The 17,738-nt window shown below is 64.6% G+C and carries 16 protein-coding genes; 9 read left to right on the top strand and 7 right to left on the bottom strand.

Features of this window, described 5'->3' with window-relative positions; translation table 11 throughout:
- Positions 1 to 9: 9 nt before the first annotated feature.
- Positions 10 to 1,119 (bottom strand): alpha/beta hydrolase, encoded by a 1,110-nt coding sequence (locus tag LOC56_RS12530; protein ID WP_229952572.1) that lies wholly within the window; start codon positions 1,117 to 1,119, stop codon positions 10 to 12.
- Positions 1,120 to 1,336: 217 nt separating this feature from the next.
- Positions 1,337 to 2,743 (bottom strand): vanillate/3-O-methylgallate O-demethylase, encoded by a 1,407-nt coding sequence (ligM, locus tag LOC56_RS12525; RefSeq protein ID WP_229952571.1) that lies wholly within the window; start codon positions 2,741 to 2,743, stop codon positions 1,337 to 1,339.
- A gap of 303 nt (positions 2,744 to 3,046) precedes the next feature.
- Here ligM and LOC56_RS12520 point away from each other — a divergent pair, with 303 nt between their 5' ends.
- Positions 3,047 to 4,030, top strand: a complete 984-nt coding sequence (locus tag LOC56_RS12520; RefSeq protein ID WP_229952570.1) for an ABC transporter substrate-binding protein — start codon at positions 3,047 to 3,049, stop codon at positions 4,028 to 4,030.
- Positions 4,031 to 4,032: 2 nt separating this feature from the next.
- Here LOC56_RS12520 and LOC56_RS12515 read toward each other — a convergent pair whose 3' ends face one another.
- The 3 genes from LOC56_RS12515 to LOC56_RS12505 form a co-directional block, all read right to left on the bottom strand.
- Positions 4,033 to 4,893, bottom strand: a complete 861-nt coding sequence (locus tag LOC56_RS12515; RefSeq protein WP_229952569.1) for a methylenetetrahydrofolate reductase — start codon at positions 4,891 to 4,893, stop codon at positions 4,033 to 4,035.
- A 53-nt stretch (positions 4,894 to 4,946) separates the two neighbouring features.
- Positions 4,947 to 6,686: an L-lactate permease gene (locus LOC56_RS12510; RefSeq protein WP_229952568.1), complete on the bottom strand. Its 1,740-nt coding sequence runs from the start codon at positions 6,684 to 6,686 to the stop codon at positions 4,947 to 4,949.
- A 165-nt stretch (positions 6,687 to 6,851) separates the two neighbouring features.
- Positions 6,852 to 7,553: a YoaK family protein gene (locus LOC56_RS12505; protein ID WP_229952567.1), complete on the bottom strand. Its 702-nt coding sequence runs from the start codon at positions 7,551 to 7,553 to the stop codon at positions 6,852 to 6,854.
- 118 nt (positions 7,554 to 7,671) lie between these two features.
- On the opposite strand from LOC56_RS12505, the gene LOC56_RS12500 reads away from it, so the two are divergent.
- On the top strand, positions 7,672 to 9,489 hold the full coding sequence (locus LOC56_RS12500) for a gamma-glutamyltransferase family protein (RefSeq protein WP_229952566.1): 1,818 nt from the start codon (positions 7,672 to 7,674) through the stop codon (positions 9,487 to 9,489).
- Between the two features lie 111 nt (positions 9,490 to 9,600).
- Positions 9,601 to 10,563, top strand: coding sequence for an L-lactate dehydrogenase (locus tag LOC56_RS12495; protein ID WP_229952565.1), 963 nt, complete (start codon positions 9,601 to 9,603; stop codon positions 10,561 to 10,563).
- On the opposite strand, the gene LOC56_RS12490 is transcribed toward LOC56_RS12495, so the two are convergent.
- Positions 10,560 to 11,294, bottom strand: a complete 735-nt coding sequence (locus tag LOC56_RS12490; RefSeq protein ID WP_229952564.1) for a DUF72 domain-containing protein — start codon at positions 11,292 to 11,294, stop codon at positions 10,560 to 10,562. The genes LOC56_RS12495 and LOC56_RS12490 overlap by 4 nt on opposite strands.
- A 197-nt stretch (positions 11,295 to 11,491) precedes the next feature.
- On the opposite strand from LOC56_RS12490, the gene LOC56_RS12485 reads away from it, so the two are divergent.
- From LOC56_RS12485 to LOC56_RS12465, 5 genes are all read left to right on the top strand, one after another.
- Positions 11,492 to 12,481: an LLM class flavin-dependent oxidoreductase gene (locus LOC56_RS12485; RefSeq protein WP_229952563.1), complete on the top strand. Its 990-nt coding sequence runs from the start codon at positions 11,492 to 11,494 to the stop codon at positions 12,479 to 12,481.
- A gap of 49 nt (positions 12,482 to 12,530) precedes the next feature.
- Complete coding sequence (locus LOC56_RS12480; protein ID WP_229952562.1) at positions 12,531 to 13,001, top strand: acyl-CoA thioesterase; 471 nt, start codon at positions 12,531 to 12,533, stop codon at positions 12,999 to 13,001.
- Between the two features lie 99 nt (positions 13,002 to 13,100).
- Complete coding sequence (locus LOC56_RS12475; protein WP_229952561.1) at positions 13,101 to 13,646, top strand: DUF421 domain-containing protein; 546 nt, start codon at positions 13,101 to 13,103, stop codon at positions 13,644 to 13,646.
- Between the two features lie 71 nt (positions 13,647 to 13,717).
- The gene (locus tag LOC56_RS12470) at positions 13,718 to 14,485 is read left to right on the top strand and encodes a VWA domain-containing protein (protein ID WP_229952560.1); all 768 of its coding nucleotides are present in this window, start codon (positions 13,718 to 13,720) and stop codon (positions 14,483 to 14,485) included.
- 202 nt (positions 14,486 to 14,687) lie between these two features.
- Positions 14,688 to 14,891, top strand: a complete 204-nt coding sequence (locus tag LOC56_RS12465; RefSeq protein ID WP_146362594.1) for a cold-shock protein — start codon at positions 14,688 to 14,690, stop codon at positions 14,889 to 14,891.
- A 562-nt stretch (positions 14,892 to 15,453) separates the two neighbouring features.
- On the opposite strand, the gene glsA is transcribed toward LOC56_RS12465, so the two are convergent.
- Entirely contained in the window at positions 15,454 to 17,268 is a 1,815-nt protein-coding gene (glsA, locus tag LOC56_RS12460) for a glutaminase A (protein WP_229952559.1), read from the bottom strand.
- Between the two features lie 206 nt (positions 17,269 to 17,474).
- Here glsA and LOC56_RS12455 point away from each other — a divergent pair, with 206 nt between their 5' ends.
- Positions 17,475 to 17,678 carry a cold-shock protein gene (locus LOC56_RS12455; RefSeq protein WP_146362590.1) on the top strand — a complete coding sequence of 68 codons (204 nt, stop codon included), beginning with the start codon at positions 17,475 to 17,477 and terminating at the stop codon, positions 17,676 to 17,678.
- Positions 17,679 to 17,738: the final 60 nt, after the last annotated feature.

Raw genomic sequence — 17,738 nt, 5'->3', positions numbered from 1 at the left:
TGCGGCCGGCTAGGCGGCGAGCAGCCCCTTCGTGCGGGAAAGGTCCTCAGCGAGATCCGTGCCCAGGGAGATCACCTTCTGCGGCGTCTGTCCGGGCAGGGCGGATACGCCTGTCACGTCCGCCAGGAAAGCAACCGTCGACTGCAGCGATTCCATCGCCTCCGGGCGGTGCAGCTGGAACTGATACTCGTGTCCCAGCTTCGGTTTGTAATCCTTCGGCCAGAACCTGCGGCGGACGGGTACCCCAAGGTCCTCGAGCCGGTCTGCCAGGGGCATCGACTGCTCCCGGGTCAGGTTGTCACCGTTTCCACCGGAAATGTAGGTGGGCGGGAAACGGTAATCCACGTGTTTCGGAATGCACATGTGGTCTGCGGCAGGGGTGGCCGCCCAGTTCCTGGACCCGGTGTAGGCCCACAGGGCTTTTCGAAGTCCCCAGCCCACCGGACCGGCCATGCGGGCCACGGATTCCAGATCAAAGACACCGCAGTTCAACACGATTCCGCACAGCTGTCCGGGGCCCGCTGCAGGAATAACCCCAGTGTCCCGGGCGTACTCCGGGTTGGTGATGACCAGGGCCAGCTGTGCGGCCAGCTGCGCGCCGGCGGAATCGCCGGCCAGCACAATCCGGTCGGGGTCCAGCCCGTAACGGTCCGCGCGCTCGCGGATGAAGCCCAACGCAGCGTTCAGCTCTTTCACCGCGGTCGGATAGACGGCTTCGGGTGAGATCGAGTACCCGACCCCCAGTACGGCGTAACCGTATCCGGCGAGGACCTTGAGGTACGGCGCCACATCTTCCTTGGTGCCGGAAATCCATGCCCCTCCGTGGATCCACATCACCACCGGGAGCGGTTTCCGGGCCGGATCGTCAGGAAGGAACAGGTCAAGGGAGGGTTTACCGGCGGACCCCAGATAACGCAGGTCCCGGTGTCCGGTCACTGTGAACCGGGGGACATGGGGAAGGACCTTTTTCACCGGAACCCTGCCTGCACCGGCGAAAACGCCGCGAATGAGCAGCGCAGCCGGCCGGGGATCCCGCTGCAGTACGGCAGCGGCACTGATCCCGGCAACGGCGGCAGCGCCGGCCAGGATCCCCGCCGAAGTAAGCGAGGAGAGCTTCATTCCCTTAAGCTAAATCCCCGGAAACAGGCCCCTTTCGGCCGGTTCCGCGCCGTTGAGCGGCTCCGGGCAGGCAGCTGCGAGGAATCTCATGGCCGGTGGTGGTGGACCGCACTGCGGGGACGCGCTATCCGGATCCCGGACAGCGCGCCCGGCCTGCCGGACGCTGCAGCGGGTTCCGTAAGGTCCCCGGCACCTGCAGCGCCCGGCGCGGGCCCAGTCAGGCCGGGCTGTTACCCGTCCGCCAGCCGCCCTTGTACTCCTTGCGGACCGTTTCGGAGAACGGCACCGGGCTCACGGTTGCACGCACATCAAGCTGCCGGTGCGGTTCCACCGTCGTCTTGGCGCTGCCGCCGTCGGGCTCGCCCCACACCACCCTCAGTTCGGCGCCCAGGGGCACCGACGGATCGACCGTTGCCAGCGAGAGGCCGCGGCGCTCGTTCGCCGAGTACCCGGTGAACATGGAGAGGCCCACGACGTTCCCGTCCGCATCGATGACGGAGTCGTAGTTGGAGGATCCGTAGTTGGCCAGGGGAAGGTCAAAGTGCTTGTAGGGTTCCTCCGTGCCCAAGGGTGAGGCCAGGATCTTCCCCAGGTCTTCGGCGTTCCAATCCAGGGTTACTTTGCGGCGCTGTGCCGAAGGGTCCATCTGTTCCAGGGCATCCCGGCCAATGAAATCGTGGTCGAACTTCACGAAGGACCCGTAGCCCAGTTCCCACGGGGTCAGGTAGTAGTCCTCGATGTTCGGGCTGACAAAGCTGCCTGCAATGGCGTTGGAAGCTTCGTAGCTGTCCGCTCCCAGCCACTCCCGATACGGCCGCAGCTCCTCACCCGTGTAAATGGCAGGCAGCGGAGAAGGGATCCAGCCGGACTCGAGCGTATTGGACGGATAGGCGCGGGCGCCGACGGCGGCCATCCCGTACTCCGCGCCGACGTCCATGATGGTGTCCCGCACTTTCTCATAGGACTCGTAGTTGCCCCAGATCTCCAGCCCGGGAGCTCCGGCCATCCCGTGGCGAAGCGTCCGGACCCGTTCACCGGCAATCGTCATATGGTCCATGTTGAAGAATTTCAGCTGCTCCACCGAGGAACCGTTCAGCTTCTCGATAATCTGCCAGGCGTTCGGGCCCTGGATCTGGAACCGCCAGTAGCGGCGGGATACCGGACGGCCCATCGGACGTGAGGGGGAGCGCCGGTCGACCTGGACGTCAACGTCATAGCCGCCGGTTTCGGCGTTAAAAAGCAGCCAGTTGGCCGCGGGTGCCCGTCCCACGTAGATGTATTCGTCGTCGTCCTCGTGGAAGAGGATGCCGTCACCGATCACGTGGCCTGACGGGCCGGTGGGAACGTACTGTTTCGCCTTGTTGACCGGGAAATTCGCCACACTGTTGACCGCTGTGTCAGAGATCAGCTTCAGGGCGTCGGGGCCCTTGATGAACAAGTTGTCCATGTGGTGGGACTGGTCAAACAGCACCGCCGTCTCGCGCCAGGCCCGCTGTTCGCTGCGCCAGTTGCTGAACTCCGGTGCCACGACGGGATAGATGTACGCCCCGATCTGGGAGTTGCGGAGTCGATCCACAACACTTCCGCTCGAGTCGAGGACCTCCTGCAGATTCTTAGGTGCCACGTTGAACCTCTTCTTTGCTGGGATATGGAAACGCTTTTCACCGCAATCCGCGTCTCCGCCGGCGGACCAGGGATTCTTTTTGCTGTCCCTGGTCCGCCCGCGGAGAAGCAGCACGGATTGACCATGACCCTAGGGCCATCTTCGAGTGCTGTCGAGAGCCGCTAAGCGGAGCCCCGGGCGGCGGGGTTCCCGGGGCCGCCGGATACCTCGCTGGCCGGGCAGGCTAAACGAGGCTAGGGTGCAGCTACCGACAGGGCGGCCGGGACGTGGCTTGCCTCCGGCTAATGAAAACTGGAGGGCACTATGAGGAAAACCGGTGTTGCTGTGATCCTGGCGGCGGCTTTATTGGGCGTTACGGGATGCGGCGGCGGTTCGCCGTCGTCCGAAAACGAAAACGAAACCGAAGCCAGCGGGGACCTGGTGCCCATTGAAGTGGGGGTGATCCCCATTGTGGATGTGGCTCCCATCTACCTGGGGGTGGAGCAGGGCTTCTTCGAGGACGAAGGCCTGGAACTGACCCTGACGCTTGCACAGGGCGGGGCGGCAATTGTTCCGGCAGTCACCTCGGGGCAGATGGCGTTCGGTTTCTCCAACGTAACCTCCATGATCGTAGGCAAGTCCAAAGGCCTTCCCATCCAGATGGTGGCCCCGGGCGCCAGCACCACCGGCGACGTCGACGCGGACTTCGCGTCGGTGATGACGCTTCCCGGCAGCGGAATCGAGGAGATCGCGGACCTGGCCGGCAAAAGGGTGGGCGTGAATACGCTCAACAACATTTCAGACTCCACCATTTCGGAAGCGGTGAAGCAGGCCGGCGGCGACTACGAGAGCATCGAATTTGTCGAGATGCAGTTTCCCGATATGCCGGCCCAGCTCGACGGCGGCAACGTGGACGCCATTGCCGCAGTGGAACCCTTTGTGACCATCACCGAGGCACAGGGCGCCGTTCCGGTGTTCTCGAACTACGCGGAGCCCATCAAGGACCTCACCGTGGCCGTTTATTTCACCTCGGACCAGTACGCGCAGGAGAACCCGGAGACTACGGAGAAATTTGTCCGTGCGATGACGGCATCGCTTGAATATGCCGATCAGAACCCTGACGAGGTACGCGCTGTCCTGCCGAGCTACACCTCGCTGGAACCGGACGTCATCGAGGAGCTGACCCTGCCCAGGTACTACGGCGAGATCAACCAGGATTCGCTGGAGGAGGTTATGCGCATCTCGCTCGACCGCGGCCTGATCGAGGAGGAACCTGATCTGGAAGAGCTCCTGCCACGGTCCGGGTGAGTTCAGCTGCGGTACGCGTGCACCCAATCCGCCGTGGTCTTGATCCCGCCGAAGGTGTAGAAATGCAGCCGGACATCGCCGTGGGTTGTGGGTGAAAGAGCCCGGGCCAGGTCCTGGATGAACCGGTCCGGGCCTGCCGTGCCCAGCAGATTGGTCAGGGAAAACCCGTACTTATGGGCGATCCCTGCCGAGGAGGCAACACCGAACCGGCGGGCGTAACCGAGGAGGCGCTTCACGCCTGCGGGGCCGGGGACGCCGATTCGGACGGGTGCACTCACGCCGCGGCTGCGGAGTTCCTCAAGCCAGACAAGGACGGGTGCCACGTCGAAGCCGAACTGCGTGGTGATCGACGCCTCCAAACCGCTCTGGTCCAGCGCCTGGATCTTGTCTTCCAGGGCAGTCCAGAGGGTATCGGTATCAATGTCCGGATGTCCCTCGGGATAGCCGCTGATGCTCACGGCCCGAACCCCGTGCCCGGGAAGCAGTCCGCTCCGGATCACGGACAGTGCGTCCGGAAAGGGGCCCAGCGGGGAAACCGGGTCTCCGCCGACTACAAAGAGCTCACGCGTTGCGTCGGCTTCCTCGAGCGCCACCAGGAACTTGGCGAGGTCTTCCCGGGATTCCAGCCGCCGCGCGGAAATATGCGGAACGGGAACGAATCCGCCGGCGCGGACGGCCGCAGCAGCGGCGACGCGCATCGGCAGGTCCTCATTACCCAGGAAAGTGACGTTGATCCGCGTCCCCGGGGGGAGGGAAGGCTGCGCTTCCTGGAGCGCGCCAATGTCCTTGCCGGTCATCTCGAGCGAGAAACCAGTAAGTAGCCGGGCGGGGGCGGAAGACGTTTCAATGGGGTCCGGAGTCATGCGCGTTACCCTAGCGACCGCGGAAACCGGTGTCCACGGTTCCGGTCCCGCAGCTACGGCAGCATCCAATCCAGGACCGGGGTGGACTGCAGATAGACCAGGATGCACAGGGCCAGGAGCAGCAGCACGCTCCAGCCAACCACCTTGCGCAGCAGCACCGATTCCTGGCCGCTCATGTTCACCGCGGCAGCCCCGATGGCAAGGTTCTGCGGGCTGATGAGCTTGCCCATGACACCGCCGCCGGTGTTGGCGGCAACCATCAGCTGGGGATCCAGGCCAGCTTCAATTCCGGCTGTCTGCTGCAGCTTGGCAAAGAGCGCGTTCGCGGAGGTATCCGAACCGGTCACCGCCGTGCCGATCCAGCCGAGCACGGGGGATAGGAAGGCAAAGAAGCCGCCGGTCGCCGCGAGCCACGTCCCGATCGATACCGTCTGTCCGGAAAAGTTCATCACATAGGCGAGAGCCAGCACCCCAAGGATGGTCAGCGCTGCGGAACGCATCCGCACCGCCGTCGTCCAGATTTCCCGAACCGCCGCGCCCATGCTCAGCGGATACCGGCCGTTTTCATTGAAGCGGGAGTAGACCAGGGCAACAATCAGGCCGGTGATCAGCAGCAAGGTACCGGGGCTGATCAGCCAGTCGAAGTTGTAGACGGTGGAGGACTGGGTCTGGCCGTTGCTGTCCAGCAGGGCTTCGTGCAGCACAGGCCAGGGGATCTCGATGTTGGTCTTCGCCAGTGTTTCGGGCACATCGATGCCCAGTGTCCACAGGTTCACAAAACCGAAAATGACAATGACCGCCACATAGGGGAACAACGCCATCCACGCGCGTACCGGGGTCAGACGGTCGTCGGCGGTGTCATCCGCTGCGGTCTGGACGTCCGACGCCGTGCCGGCGCCGGCCGGCGTCCAGCCGCCCGCCCGCGCTTCGGCCAGTTCCGCTTTCATCCGCTGGCCGGCCTCGCCTCCGTTGCGCGGATGCCAGAAGCGCAGGAATCCCACGGCGGCCAGCATCGCCACGAGGGAGGCCACAATGTCGGTGAGTTCGTAGGAGAAATAGTTTGAGCAGAGGAACTGGAAGATGGAGAAAACGACGCCGGTGAACAGGGCTATGGGCCAGCAGTCCCGCAGGCCGCGGCGTCCGTCCAGGATGAACAGCAGGATCAGCGGTACAAACAGGGCCAGCACCGGTGTCTGCCGGCCCACCACGGCACCGATTTCATCTCCGGTGTAGCCGGTGAGATTGGCGGCGGTGGTGATGGGGATGGCCAGGGCGCCGAACGCCACCGGGGCGGTGTTGGCCACCAGCACGGCGGTGGCCGCGCGGATCGGGGCGATGCCCAGAGCCAGCAGCATGGTCACCGTGATGGCGACCGGTGCGCCGAATCCGGCCAGCGCCTCCAGCAGGCCGCCGAAGCAGAAGGCCACCAGAATGGCTTGCACCCTCAGGTCCCCGCCGCCGATTGCATCAAAGACCCTTCGCAGGTCCTCAAACCGGCCGCTGAGTACCGTCACCTGGTACAGCCACACGGCCATCACAATGATCCAGACCACCGGGAACAACCCGAAGGCGGCGCCCTGCGTGGCAGAGAGCAGGGCAAGTCCCACCGGCATGCCGAAACCCAAGATGCCGACGGCGAGGGCTACGAGGAGCGCCCATGCCCCGGCCACGTATGCCCGGGTCTTGGCGAAAGCCAGCAGGAAGAAAAAGGTGAGCAACGGCAGCAGCGCTACGAGCGCGGACAAGGCCACGCTGCCGAGGACGGGATTGGTGCTGGGAGTGAAGCTGTCCATAAAGACCTCCGCGTCGGCTGCGGAACCGACTTCAACGGATGGAGCTTCCCGATGAGGCCGAAACTCCGGCTGAACCGTGGAAGCACTGGAACAAGCGTTCATTCAAGCGTACGGCGGTGTTCCCTGTAGGTAACCCCCGGCCGGCTTTGGCCGGCCCGTCACCCGTCATGAAGGTACGGAGCCGGCACGCTCGCGGTGGTGGCGGACGTAACCGGTCACGGCCACAGCAATCGAGATGACGGCCGAGATAGTCAATCCCAGCCAGAGCCCGACATTCAGGGCAGCAGCGCCGGCTACGGCTCCAAGCATAATCAGGGCAATCGCGAGGGCACGGCGGACCCAGTGCTTGCTGTCCCCACCGGCCAGACGCGAGTCCGAGGCAAGCCCCGTAATGGTTGAGGTCACCACCACTGTTGTAATCTCAGCGACCTTCAACCGCTTGGCGGTCGCGGCCTGGACGCCCATCGATATGGCGAGAGCCGACGTCGTGATGCTGCCTAAAAGGGAACTGCTCTGTACATCCACCACCGCCGTGAGGACGGCCAATGCGGAAATGACACCGGCCACCACCATCAGTGACAGCGTGGTCCGCCAGGACCAGCCCTCCGGACCTTTGCGCAGCATCCGGCCGGCAAGGGCGGCGCCCAGCATAAAGAAGAGAAGCGCCAGGACCGGACGCAGGATCGGCAGATCGGCACCGCCGGCGAAGGCCATGCCCAGCAGCACCACGTTGCCTGTCATATTTCCAGTGAAGACCCGGTCAAGGCCCAGATAACCGACGGCGTCCACTACCCCGGTGGAGAAAGTCAGGGCCAGCATCAGCCATAAATGCACCCGTTCGGTCGGTACGGCGTTCAGTCGCTTCACTGGCGGAATGTCTCCTTAGGCAGCCGTCCGTATACGAACGTGGCGGAAGGTCCGATTGTATTCAAAATCGCGTGATGCAAGGATTCGCCTAACTGTGTTGTCTCCCGAAAGGTGCCCCATGACCTATACCGCCCCGGATTCCTTCACCACCCGGCCCACCCTGCAGGGCACCTTCGGGATGAGTGCGTCTACGCACTGGTTGGCCACCGCGTCAGCCCAGGCCGTCCTGGAGCGCGGCGGAAACGCCTTCGACGCCGCAGTAGCCGGCGGCTTTGTGCTGCATGTCGTGGAACCGCACCTCAATGGTCCGGGCGGGGACATGACCGGTGTTTTCGCGACGGCGGAGAACCCTGGCGAACCGGTGGTGCTGATGGGCCAGGGACCGGCGCCCGCCGCAGCCACGCGGGAGCACTATCTCGCCGAGGGCCTGGAGCTGGTTCCCGGTGCCGGTGCCCTCGCCGCAGCCGTTCCCGCCGCCGTCGACGCGTGGCTGTTGCTGCTGCGGGAGCACGGCACCTGGGAACTGACAGACGTCCTGGCCTTCGCCGTGGACTACGCCCGCAACGGTCATCCCGTCCTGGCCCGGGTCGGAGCCACCATCGAATCCGTGGCGGAGCTGTTCACCGACCACTGGCCCACCTCGGCGGCCCAGTGGATGCCGGAGGGCCGCGTGCCGCGTGAGGGCGACATCATCCGCAACGAGGCCTATGCCAGTGTGCTGGACCGGCTGGTCGACGCCGGTTCCGGCGCCGGAAGCCGGGAAGAACGTATCGACGCCGCCCGGCGTGAATGGCGCGAGGGTTTCGTGGCGCAGGCAGCGGCGGATTTCGCGGCCGCGCCGCACCGCCACTCCTCAGGCACCGACCACGCCGGCGTCATTACTGCCGCAGACTTCGCGGCCTTCGACGCGGGGTTTGAACCGGCTGTCACGTTCGACTTCCGCGGCTACACCATCGCCAAGACCGGAGCCTGGGGGCAGGGGCCTGCATTGCTGCAGACCCTGGCCATCCTCGCCGGCTTCGACGACGACCGCCTGGACCCGTCCACGGCGCTGGGTGCACACACCATCCTGGAAGCCCAGAAGCTGGCCATCGCGGACCGCGAGGCCTACTACGGTGACGCACAGGTGCCCCTGGACTACCTGCTCAGCGAGGAATACGCGGCCGGCCGCCGCGCCCTGATCACCGACACCGCCTGCGTTGAATTCCGCCCCGGTACGGTGCCGGGATACACGCCCTTCGTGCCGCCGCTGCGCACGGAGTACGCGCCGCCGGCCCTGGCCGGAGCCGGCGGCGCGGGTGGCTTCGCCGGCGTCGGCGAGCCCACCGTGCTGCCCACCGGCGAGACCCGCGGAGACACCTGCCACATCGACGTCGTGGACCGGTGGGGCAACATGGTCTCCGCCACCCCGTCGGGAGGCTGGCTGCAGTCCTCGCCGACCATCCCGGAACTGGGGTTCTGCCTGGGCTCCCGGCTGCAGATGACCTGGCTCGAAGAAGGCGCGCCGTCCACCCTGGCCCCGGGGAAGCGGCCGCGCACAACGCTGACCCCCACGCTGGTCCTCAAGGACGGCAGGCCGGTGGTTGCCCTGGGTTCGCCCGGCGGAGACCAGCAGGACCAATGGCAGCTGCTGTACCTGCTGCGCACGATCGTGGGCGGCTACACACCGCAGCAGGCAATTGACGCTCCCGCCCTGCACACCACGTCCATTCCCGGTTCTTTCTGGCCGCGTACCTGGACACCGGGCGGCGCGGTAGTTGAAGACCGGCTGGGGGAGGACGTGATTGCCGAGCTGGAATCCAGGGGGCATGTGGTGACCCGGGCCGGGGACTGGGCATTGGGACGGTTGTCCTCGGTGGTCCGGGAGCCGGATTCGGGCCTCCTGCAGGCGGCTGCAAATCCCCGGGGAGCGCAGGGGTATGCAGCCGGGCGGTGATACCGGCTTACCGCTTCCTCAGGGGGAGGGGAGTTCCGGCCGTTCCGTTCGGGCGAGCCCCGAGCCTATAGTTCAAGAGGGGTTCCTTCCTACTGTGAGCGAGGCTTCAAGATGGCCAATATCACCACCCGACCCGTCACAAAACTTGGAATCGTGGGAGCCGGAAGTGTCGGCACGTCCATGGCATACGCAGCGATCATCCGGGATACGGCCCGCCAGATTGCGATCTACGATATCGACGCCGTCCGGGCCGAGGCTGAAGGTCTGGACCTGGCCCACGGCACCCAGTTCACCGGCGCCAACACGGTCACCGGCGGAGGCAATATCGAGGATCTGGCCGGGGCGGATGTCATAGCCATCACCGCCGGAGCACGCCAGCAGCCGGGCCAGAGCCGGCTGGATCTGGCCGGCGCGAACGTGCGGATCCTGGAGAAACTGATGCCGCAGCTGATGGAACAGGCGCCGGACGCCGTTTACATCATGGTCACCAACCCGGCCGACGTCCTCGCCGTTGCCGCACAGAAAATCGCCGGCCTGCCGCGCAACCGGATGTTTTCCTCCGGAACGGTCCTGGACACCTCCCGGCTGCGGCTGCTGCTGGCCCGCGAAGCGCACGTACTCATGACCAGCGTGCACGCCACCATCATCGGTGAACACGGAGACAGCGAGTTCCCTGTCTGGTCCAACGCCACCATCGGCCCGGTGCCCATCCGGGAATGGGAAATCAGCGGCCGGCAGGTTTTCACCGATGAGTTCCTTGCCGCCGCCACGGACGACGTCGTCAACGCCGCCTACAAGGTGATCGAGGGCAAGGGAGCAACGAACTACGCGATCGGACTGGCCGGGGTGCGGATTATCGAGGCGGTGCTGAATGCCGAAAACGCCGTCCTGCCCGTTGCAGCCACGCTGACCGGCGAGTACGGGATCAGCGGTGTTGCACTGTCCCTCCCGTCCATCGTCGGCCACAACGGGGTCTACAAAATGCTCGAAATGCCGCTGGACGAGGCAGAGGCCGGGAAACTCATGGCCTCTGCCGAGACACTGCAGAACACCCTGACGTCACTGGGGATCTAGCGGGTTTGCCCGGTCAGTTCGCGCAGCCGCCAGGCATTCCGGACCGCGTGCCCTTCGCCGTCGTTGTTGAAGTATGCGTACACGTCCTTGCCCATGGCATCCCATTCACGGATCCGTGCCGCCCACCACTGCAGGTCTTCCTCGGTGTAGGAATCGACGTAGAGCTGCTCCGGGTTCGGTCCGTGCAGCCGGACGTACACAAACGGGGCGGTGGCGCGCAGGGTGCACGGCAAATGCGCGCCGCTCATTACGGTGTAGGCGGCGCCGTGGCGCTCCAACAGCCGGAAGACCTCTTCATCGTTCCAGCTGTCGTGCCGGAACTCCACCGCCACACGGATAGTCTCGGGCAGCTTTGAGAGGACGTAATCCAAACGGTCGTCGTCTCGCGCCATGTCCGGGGAGAGCTGGAGCAGGAAGACTCCGCTGCGGTCTCCCAATTCAGCGAAGCAGCGCTCGATCCGGCCGATCCATTCATCCGGATCCCGCAGCTTCCGGGCATGGGTCAGCCCGCGGGGCGCCTTGACGGAAAAGACGTACCCCTCCGGCAGTCGGTCCCGGTAGGCAGCGAACGCCTCCTCGCGCGGCCAGCGGTAAAAGCTGCCGTTCAACTCAACGGTGTCGAATTCACTCGCATACTTTTCCAGCCACACCCGGGCAGGCACACCCTTGGGGTACAGCACGTTGCGCCAATGGTTGTAGGCCCAGCCCGATGTTCCGATATGGATGCTCACACCATCCAAACTAGCCGGTTCCGGGACCCGCCTGCCGAGATTGCGCCGGCCGCCTGCCCGGCAGCGGGGACCGGAGTGACGGAGCCGTCGCCGCAGGAGCGCCCGCAGATGAAATAACCCGGCCGCCGCCGCGGTTGCATCCTACGTGCCCGGCCAAAAAGGCCCCGCGCGCAAGCAACTGAAAGGCAAGTCCCCCTATGACTGTTCCGCTCTCAATTCTCGATCTCGCCATCATCGATGAGGGCGAGACCGCACGTGATTCGTTTGCGTCTTCGCTGGCGTTGGCCCAGGAAGCGGAGAAGCTGGGTTACACCCGCATCTGGTACGCGGAGCACCACAACATGCCGACCATCGCTTCCTCCGCCACCAGTGTGCTCATCGGCTACATTGCCGCGCACACACAGAGCATCCGGCTCGGAGCCGGCGGAGTGATGCTGCCCAACCACGCCCCGCTGACCATTGCGGAGCAGTTCGGCACTTTGGAAACGCTTTTCCCGGGCCGGATTGACCTCGGCCTCGGCCGGGCTCCCGGCACGGACCAGAAGACCCTGCATGCGCTGCGCCGGGACCACATGTCCTCGGACAGCTTCCCGCAGGATGTCCAGGAACTGCAGGGCTACCTGAGCGGCAACACCCTGATCCCGGGCATCAACGCCACGCCGGGAGCCGGCACCAACGTGCCGCTGTACATCCTGGGCTCCTCCCTCTTCGGTGCCAAGCTGGCCGCCGCCCTGGGCCTGCCGTACTCCTTTGCCTCGCACTTTGCCCCGCAGGCACTGCAGGACGCAGTAACCATCTACCGCCGCGACTTCAAGCCCTCGGCCCAGCTGGCCGAGCCGTACGTGATTGCCGGCGTAAACGTTGTGGCTGCCGAGACCACCGAAGAGGCCCAGCAGATGTTTGCCGATTCGCAGCGCCGCCGGGTGACCCAGCTCTTCGGCCGGGACCGCACCTTCACCGATGAAGAGGCAGATGCCATCCTGCAGTCGCCGGGCGGCCAGCAGGTCAAGCAGATGGGCCGCTACTCGGCCGTCGGCAACCCCGAGGAAGTCCGGGACTACCTCGACTGGTTCACCGGACATGCGCAGGCCGATGAACTGATCGTTGCCACGCAGACCGCCACGCTGGAATCCCGGCTCCGCTCCTTCCAGCTCCTCGCGGACGCGGCGCTGCCCGTCCACTCCTGAACGATGCCTAATCCACAGAGGCCTGCGGCTGCTGTGCTAGATATGAAGGATGAGTTCTAACCCCCACGTCATCCACTGTTCCGTCGGCATGCGCTGGGGGGACATGGATGCCTACGGGCATATCAACAATGTTGAGATCGTCCGGATGCTCGAGGAAGCACGCGTGCATGCCTTCGGCCCTCCCGGCGGAACGGGAGGGCCGGGGGACAAGCCCGCAGTGCCGCTGTTCAGCGATGTTCCGCCCGGCACCCAGTCCCTTGTCGTGGAACACCGCGTCCGGTACGTGGCGGAACTGACCTACCGGAACATCCCGGCCGACGTCGCCGTCTGGATAAGCGCGGTCAAGGGCGCCAGCCTCACACTCGCCTACGTGATCCATGACCCGGTGACACGGCAGGCCTGTGTCCGGGCGGAAACCACGCTGGCCTTTGTCGACGGCGCCACGGGTGCGCTGCAGCGCCTGACGCCGGCCCAGCGGGAAATGGCGGCAGCCCACACAGGAGCCTCAGTTTTCGCCTGAGCTCCCCGCCGCCCCTCGACCCCTGTGATCGGCACGCGTCCGCTATTAACATCTTCCGTAGTCCCGGCAGGTCCAGCCCGGTAACCAAGGAGATGCACCGTGTGGCACAACCTCGGCATCACCCCGTCCGAAGCTCTTTGGGTTGTCCTGAGTGCCCTCGGCATTTACGCAGCCTTCTCCCTGCTGGTCCGCGGCTTTGGGCAGCGCGCACTGGCCAGCTGGTCCACGCTGGACCGCGCCATCGTTATTGCCCTGGGCGCTGTGCTTGGCCGGGTGGTCCTCGGCTACACGCCGACCCTTGCGGCCGGCGTCATCGGATTGGCCACGATGTTCGGGATGCTGCGGGTGGAGGGCTACCTTCGCCGGAGCCGGCACGGAGCCTACCTCACCAGCCGGCCGATCCTCCTGATGGCCGGAAGCGAGGTGGTGCAGGAGGGACTGCGTAAGGCGCACATCCTGGAGGAGGAGCTGTTCTTCAAGCTGAGGCAGTCCGGCATTCGGAACCTGACCGAAGTGGCTGTGGTGATTCTGGAACCCACGGGCGAGGTCAGCATCCTGCGCCGGGGCGAGCGCATTGATCCGCTGCTGCTGAGCCGGGTCCCTAACCAATCCCGGATTCCACGGGAACTGGTGCTCCCGGAGTAGGTGTTCCGTGTCCGGGTAGGCTTCTGCGTACCTGCCCTGAGACGGGCGCCACACTCACCTAAAGGACCACGATGCCCCTTTCACTCGACAAGGTTGCCGAGAAGGCTCCTTCCCTCCTCAGCCTTGCGAAGAACGCCTCAGCTGCCGTGGACATGTCCGGCCTGAACGGTCAGTCCGCCAAAGTCGCACTTGTCCTGGACTTTTCCGGCTCCATGCACTCGCAGTACAAGTCCGGTGCCATGCAGCGGCTGGCCGAGAAGGTCCTGGCCCTGGCCACCCAGTTCGACGACGACGGCGCCATCGACTTCTTCGTGTTCGACAGCGGTGCGGCTCACCTGGGTGAAATCAGCCTCGACGATTTCAGCGACGGCGTCTCCCGCCTGATCGGTAAGCGGCGGATGGGTACCACTAACTACGCAGCGGCCTTCCTTGCCGTCCGTGACCACTTTGGGTTTCCGCCGGCTCTGAAGACGCCTACGCGGAAGGGGCTGTTCGGCGGCCCGAAGAAGGTGGAGCCGGCTGCGGGCACGGTGCCCGCCGACCAGCCCGTCTACGCCCTCTTCCTTACGGACGGTGCCCCTGACAGCAAGCCGGCGGCCGTCAAGGCGCTGACCGAGGTCAGTACTACGCCGATCTTTTGGAAGTTCCTGTCCATCGGCCGCGAGGAGATGGCTTTCCTGCAGAAACTCGATGACCTCGACGAACGGTTCATGGACAACGCCGACTACAAGGCGGTGGGGGATACCGACCAGCTTTCCGATGTAGCCCTGTTTGACGCCATGCTCGACGAGTATCCAGCCTGGATCGCTGAGGCCCGCAGCAAGGGCCTGATCAGGTAAGCGGGGGGTGCGGGGGAGTGGATTAGGCGTCCGGGCAAACCTCGTGTAGGCTGAAACGCAGTTGTTGTGTTGCGCATTTTGTATTTCAAGTGGCGAAACCCAATTGGTCTAGCTGCTTTTTCTGTAGAAGCGGTAAAGGAACACCGCGACTGAAACCGCCCGAAAGTCGGGATGTGTTTCGAATGCAGAAGGAATTAAAAAAATGGCTACAGGTACCGTGAAATGGTTCAACTCCGAAAAGGGCTTCGGCTTCATTGAGCCCGACGACGGCAGCGCCGACGTCTTCGCTCACTACTCCGCGATCAACTCCAACGGCTACAAGTCGCTGGACGAGAACCAGAAGGTTAGCTTCGACACCGAGCAGGGCCCCAAGGGCCCGCAGGCCTCGAACATCCAGGCCCTCTAATATTCTTAGAGACTTTGTAACGGCCGCTTAGCGCGCCGATACTACATAGAGCAGGACGGGATCTCCCGTCCTGCTCTTGTGTTTAACCGTCGTGCTTGGGGCTGGTCTGTCGCGAGCAACGGTCCATACCGGCCCGGTGCGTGGTCCAGGCGCGGCTGCTGTGTCTGCCGGTGCCGGACTGCAGCTCGCCGGAAAGCGCGTTTTCCCTGCGGTTTGGGAAAAAACCTACGGTTTGTGGCAATTACTGCGCTGCGCAGTGTGGGGATTTTCCCAAAGTGGAGGGAATCGGACAAACCGGAGGGAATCCGGGCGCGGAAGAAGCTTTCCAGGCCAGCGTGTGCGGGGTTCGGTAACGGTTGGGTGCCGTCCGGCACTGATTCTGTTCAAGCCTGCGGTGCGGTGTCTCCCGTGCAGGCGCCCGGGTTCGAGCCGCCCTTCCCGTGCAGGCGCCCGGGTTAGGCGGCTTTAATATTCCTGCGAGCTCTGCGAGCGAGGAATTTCGTTGCCGCCGTTCCGAGCGCCGGAGCGGGAGGCGCCGGAACGGGCGCCGGACCGAGTGCCCTCAGTCGTGAATCCGGACAGCCGCTTCGCGCAGGTACTGTTCAACCCGGCTGTACGCGTCCTGGGTCAGGGCCTTCCACAGGTTCATGCTCAGCACCGGATCCTTTTCGGCCAGCTCGTCGATCGAGTCGGCAGTCAGCACCTTGACCTTCACCGGTCCCGCCGCTTTGACGGTGGTTTCCTGGCGCTTGTCCTCGCCCATCGCCATTTCTCCGAAGGTCATGCCCGGACCCAGCGTGGCGAGTTTGACCCTGCTGCCGTCCGAACCGGGCATGGATGTGGTGATGTGCCCGGAGACGATGAAGAAGACACCCCCGAAGCGTTGGCCCACGCGGCGGACCACGTCGCCGTCGTCGTACGTCCGGTCCTCCATCATGTTCTGCAGGAGCTGTGCCTCTTCGGGGTCCAGCGGGCTGAGGGCGGGGGACTCGGCGGGGTCGATGCTGTCCGGCAGGACAAGCTCGGTGCCGTAGCCTTCCAGCAGCCTGTTCTCGCACCACTCGATGGCCGCGGAACGCATGGTGAAGGATTCCGTTTTCCGGCCCAGTTCCTGCAGGGCTGCCGTGACCGAACCCTCGATGTCCACCAGGGCCAGTTCGCGGCCGGCACGGCGGAGCATGTCTTCCGCCTCGGCAATCAGCCGGATGGCGACGTCGGACACTTCGTCCACGCTGCGCAGATCGGCAACCACGAGTTCGACGTCGTCGGGCAGGTCGGTGAGGGCCCGCACCATGGACTCGGCGCCGGCGAAGAGCAGGTCGCCGTTGAGTTCGATGACCTGTACCCGATGTCCGTGCTCGGCCAGGATCTCCGCGGCCTCGTCCGTTCGACGGATGCCGGAGGGGGTGGAGGTGATGTCATAGATGGCCCGGATGGCGGAGCGGCCCGTCCGTGCAGCCCGGACAAAGTGGAGGCCAAGGTCATGTGAGAGTCTCTGGCTGACCGCCACCCCGCGCACGCTGTTGCCGTGGGCGTCCAGGGGAGGGGAATAGACGGCCAGGCCCACCTGGCCGGGCAGGACGGCAAGGATGCCACCGGCCACTCCGGACTTTGCGGGCATGCCCACGCTGCTGATCCAGGACCCGGCGTCGTCGTACATGCCGCAGGTGGTCATCACCGAAAGGACGCGCTCCACCGAGGACAGGTCCAGGACTTCTTCTCCGGAGAGGGGATGGCGGCCGCTGTTGGCCAGGGTAGCGGCCATCAGGGCCAGGTCCCGGGCGTTGACCATGACCGAGCACTGCCGGAAGTAGTCCTTGATGATCGGGGCGGGATCGGACTCGATGATGCCGAAGGAACGCAGCAGATAGGCCAGCGCGGTGTTGCGGTGGCCGGACCTCAGCTCGGAGGCGTAAATCCGCTGGCTCACGTCGAGGTCACGGCCCGCGAAGGCCGAGTAGGTATCCAGGATGCGCTTGAACCGGGACCTGCCGCCGGATCCCTTGACCAGGGAAGTGGCGGTCAGGGCGCCGGCATTGATCATGGCGTTGGCCGGGCGGCCGGTACCTTCGGCCAGGGAGATTTCGTTGAAGGAGTCTCCGGACGGTTCCACGTCCACCTTCTCGTCCACCGCTTCAGGGCCCAGATCTGCGAGGGCCAGGGCGTAGGTGAAGGGCTTGGAGATGGACTGGATACTGAACTCTTCGCGCGTATCCCCAACCTCATAGACAAAGCCGTCAGCGGTGGCGAGAGCTATCCCGAAGCAATCCGGGTTGACATTGGCCATGGCCGGTATGCCGCGGTACGGGGTGCCGTCTTTCAAACCGGCTATCTCGGCGTGGATCCTGCGCAGGTAGTTCTCGATCGGGGAGTCCATACTTCAAGCCTAGGGGCTTGCGGAGGGGTGACTCTCCACGAAGTGCGCGGTATACTTTTGTTGTTGCAGTGTTGTGCAATTTGTACGTTCAAGCGGCGAAACCCAGATCTAGGGCCAGCCGCTTTTTCTGTATTTTGCATGGAAGGCACGGCAGCGTGAAACTCCCCGAAGGTCGGGGCAGGTTTCGTTCAGAAGGATGATTAAAAATGGCAACAGGTACCGTGAAATGGTTCAACGCTGAAAAGGGCTTCGGATTCATCGAGCCCGATGACGGCAGCGCCGATGTTTTCGCCCACTACTCCGCTATCAACTCCAGTGGCTACCGGTCTCTCGAAGAGAACCAGAAGGTCACTTTCGACACCGAGCAGGGCCCCAAGGGTCCGCAGGCGGTTAACATCCAGGCTGTCTAATAAGACATTAGGTCCGTTTCACGGGCCGGCTTGAATCAGGAGCAGGACGGGATTAATTCC

Origin of the sequence: Arthrobacter sp. zg-Y179, from assembly GCF_020907345.1 — a bacterium.
Lineage (GTDB): Bacteria > Actinomycetota > Actinomycetes > Actinomycetales > Micrococcaceae > Arthrobacter_B > Arthrobacter_B jinronghuae.
The sequence above is the reverse complement of the archived record's forward strand: the minus strand, read 5'-3'. Positions and strand labels throughout refer to the sequence as shown.

Excerpts from the sequence above, each read along its gene's own strand:
- LOC56_RS12455 (WP_146362590.1), top strand. The coding sequence starts at position 17,475 with ATGGCAACAGGTACCGTGAAATGGTTCAACGCTGAAAAGGGCTTCGGA.
- LOC56_RS12470 (WP_229952560.1), top strand. The coding sequence starts at position 13,718 with ATGCCCCTTTCACTCGACAAGGTTGCCGAGAAGGCTCCTTCCCTCCTC.
- LOC56_RS12495 (WP_229952565.1), top strand. The coding sequence starts at position 9,601 with ATGGCCAATATCACCACCCGACCCGTCACAAAACTTGGAATCGTGGGA.
- LOC56_RS12530 (WP_229952572.1), bottom strand. The coding sequence starts at position 1,119 with ATGAAGCTCTCCTCGCTTACTTCGGCGGGGATCCTGGCCGGCGCTGCC.
- LOC56_RS12465 (WP_146362594.1), top strand. The coding sequence starts at position 14,688 with ATGGCTACAGGTACCGTGAAATGGTTCAACTCCGAAAAGGGCTTCGGC.
- LOC56_RS12515 (WP_229952569.1), bottom strand. The coding sequence starts at position 4,893 with ATGACTCCGGACCCCATTGAAACGTCTTCCGCCCCCGCCCGGCTACTT.
- LOC56_RS12520 (WP_229952570.1), top strand. The coding sequence starts at position 3,047 with ATGAGGAAAACCGGTGTTGCTGTGATCCTGGCGGCGGCTTTATTGGGC.
- LOC56_RS12510 (WP_229952568.1), bottom strand. The coding sequence starts at position 6,686 with ATGGACAGCTTCACTCCCAGCACCAATCCCGTCCTCGGCAGCGTGGCC.
- glsA (WP_229952559.1), bottom strand. The coding sequence starts at position 17,268 with ATGGACTCCCCGATCGAGAACTACCTGCGCAGGATCCACGCCGAGATA.
- LOC56_RS12500 (WP_229952566.1), top strand. The coding sequence starts at position 7,672 with ATGACCTATACCGCCCCGGATTCCTTCACCACCCGGCCCACCCTGCAG.
- LOC56_RS12485 (WP_229952563.1), top strand. The coding sequence starts at position 11,492 with ATGACTGTTCCGCTCTCAATTCTCGATCTCGCCATCATCGATGAGGGC.
- LOC56_RS12480 (WP_229952562.1), top strand. The coding sequence starts at position 12,531 with ATGAGTTCTAACCCCCACGTCATCCACTGTTCCGTCGGCATGCGCTGG.